Source organism: Actinomadura sp. BRA 177 (genome assembly GCF_013372625.1).
GTDB lineage: Bacteria > Actinomycetota > Actinomycetes > Streptosporangiales > Streptosporangiaceae > Spirillospora.
The window spans coordinates 1-718 of the sequence record NZ_JABXFD010000659.1 but is presented as its reverse complement, the minus strand read 5'-3'; the positions used below and the strand labels follow the sequence as shown (position 1 = coordinate 718).

General features: G+C 77.0%; 2 pseudogenes. Both read left to right on the top strand.

The window, feature by feature from the left end:
- Positions 1–357 (top strand): annotated as a pseudogene (locus HUX53_RS40400) (hypothetical protein); the annotation flags it as partial.
- Positions 358–422: 65 nt separating this feature from the next.
- Positions 423–718 (top strand): annotated as a pseudogene (locus HUX53_RS36755) (DUF885 domain-containing protein); the annotation flags it as partial.

The following is a 718-nucleotide window of genomic DNA, read 5'->3' as shown; positions in this document are numbered from 1 at the left end:
GCTTTGGAGGGGCGGCCGCGGCCGCCGGCGCCGGTGCCGGGTGCGGCGCCGGTGGGGGAGCGTCCGCCGGAGCGGAATCTGGTGGCGGCGGTCGTGGGGTTGGCGGCGGCGCTGCTGGTGCTGGCGTTGCTGATGGGTGTGCTGTTCGCGTGCCAGCCGGTGGTGAAGGAGCCGCCGCCTCCGCCGCCGGAGCCGACGCCGTCGTTCCCGCAGCCGTCTCAGCCGTCGCGGTCGCCGGGGCCGTCGCCGTCGCGGTCGCCCGGGTCGTCGCCGTCGGAGTCGCCGACGACGCCGGGGCCGAGCCCGTCGCCGTCGCAGTCGGGCGGTGACGGCGGCGGTGATGGTGCGCCGCTGTAGCGGGGCGGGGTGTTTTGGCACATTTTCATGATCGCTTTTCGGGGTGCGGGCCGTAGCCTGAGGCGATGACCGCTCTGGATGACCTTGCCGGCCGGTACACCGACGCGTTCGCCGCGCTGGATCCGTGCCTGGCGGCGCTGATGGGGATCGCGGGGCAGGAGGCGCGGCTGACCGACTACGGCCCGGACGGGGCGGCGGCGCGCGCGGAGTTGTCGCGGCGGACGCTGGCGGAGCTGGGCCGGGTGCCGGTGGCGGGTGATGCGGGGCGGGTCGCGGCGGCGGTGCTGCGCGAGCGGCTGGAGGTGGAGGTGGCGCTGGACGAGGCGGGGGTGCGGGGGGCGCTCGGCGGCCGCCAGGTGAT